This is a genomic window from Aporhodopirellula aestuarii, assembly GCF_023701485.1.
Taxonomy (GTDB): domain Bacteria; phylum Planctomycetota; class Planctomycetia; order Pirellulales; family Pirellulaceae; genus Rhodopirellula; species Rhodopirellula aestuarii.
Map to the genome: position 1 here is coordinate 1 of NZ_JAMQBK010000033.1, position 1,780 is coordinate 1,780.

General features: G+C 54.7%; 1 protein-coding gene. It reads right to left on the bottom strand.

Annotation, left to right across the window (positions count from 1 at the left end):
* Nucleotides 1-1,265: group II intron reverse transcriptase/maturase (gene ltrA, locus NB063_RS13300; protein ID WP_250929220.1), on the bottom strand; the 1,265-nt coding region annotated here is incomplete at its 3' end.
* Nucleotides 1,266-1,780 lie beyond the last annotated feature (515 nt).

Below are 1,780 nucleotides of genomic sequence, written 5' to 3' on the forward strand. Positions count from 1 at the left end.
TTTAATAACAGGCGCCGCAGACGACTGCGGATCTTCGCGTCTAAGTCCTTAAAGATCGTCCAACGACAGTGGCGGAAGTAACCGAACCATCCGATCAACACTGGGTTCAGTTCCTTCGCGATCGACTTCAGAGAGCCGCTTCGCTTGCGTACCGTTAGCTCGTAAATCCGCGTCTTCATCTTCGCCAGACTCTCGCGTCGAGGATAGATCTTGTCCCCGCGAAACGAGTAGCCCAAGAATGCGAAGCTCTTCACGCGGCTGTCTACAATCTTCGTTTTGTCAGGATGTAACTGTAAGCCGGCACATTCAACCCATTGCTGAATCTCCAGAAGAGCCACCTCGGCCTCGAATTCGCTACGGCACAGAACGACGAAGTCATCTGCGTACCGCACCATCTCGAAACCTAACTCGTCCATCACATGATCCAGCTCGTTGAGGTACAGGTTCGACAGCACCGGTGAGAGCACTGCGCCTTGCGGAACTCCGGTAATCGGATTCCAGTGACGCAGTTCTTCGAGGATTCCCTGATCCAGAAATGATTCGATTAAGCCGATCACCTTGGAATCGGCGATGTGCTCTTTGACAAGCCGCACCAACCGATCTTTGGGGATCGAATCGAAATACCCTTTCAGGTCCGCATCGACGACATACACGTAGCCTTCCTCGATCTTTTGCTCGACGATGCGAAGGGCATCGTGAGCCGAGCGTCCATGGCGAAAACCGAAGCTGCGCTGGTGGAACTCGTTGTCGAGAATCGGTTCAATCACGCTGACCAGTGCAGTTTGCACGACTCGGTCACGGACTGTTGGGATGCCTAAAGGTCGTGTTTCGTTCGGTTTTCCCGGCTTGGGAATATGAACTCGACGTACCGGATGGGGTGTGTAATGACCACTGGCGATTTGCCCACGAAGCTCACGTGTTTCCACGATCAGTTGCTCCTCGAACGCTTCACAGTCCTGACCATCTACCCCGGCTGCACCGTTCTTCCCCGTCACCTTGCGGGCGGCTTGGAACAGGTTCAGCTCGCTGGTGACCTTGTCGATTAGCGAATACCATTTGCCGTGTTTCAAACGTCTTTCGACGAGTGTCGACAACATTCGATCAGTCCAGACGCTCCGCGAGGCCCAGGAGCGGATGTCCGCTTTGGGGTGTTCGCCCGGAGGTATAGCCGCGAACGGCACTCGCTCCGGCAAGAGTTCGCTATCCTTCTTCTTGGCTTCACGCCGTTGGCGTTTCGCATTGCGTTGGGGTTTGCTGTTTCTCATACGTCGTTTCTTCTCGAATCTACTTCCCTATCTCCCTTGGCTCGCAGCGGGTTTGGTTCCCGCCGGTCATCACTACTATGGAGACTCTGAATCCTGAGGACAGTAAGACGAAGTCTGCGTCGGTCCTCAGGCCTCCCTGCTTATCTCGATTGAACTTCCAAGCATTCCGTCTCCAAACACCCTACTGCCATTTCGCACCGCCTCGGTTTAACACGTTACCAACGTTCAATCACCGTGCGGGCCGTCCCACCGACCGTCCGCCGTTGATCGCGGACTGACTTGTTAAGGTCATCATCGGGCCGTCGACGTGGGATCAGAGGTTCGCGATTTGCTAGCACGCTCCCCGACAGGCTTGGCCGAAACGAGTTCATTTTGTTACGGACTGCTCATTCGCTCCTGATTGCTCTCCACCTTTTCTGTTGAAAACGCAGTTATCATTCACTACGGGGACGGTAACGTCTTCCCCGACCGGGACTTTCACCCGACTGTTCAATCGCCTTCACAGGCGCACTAGC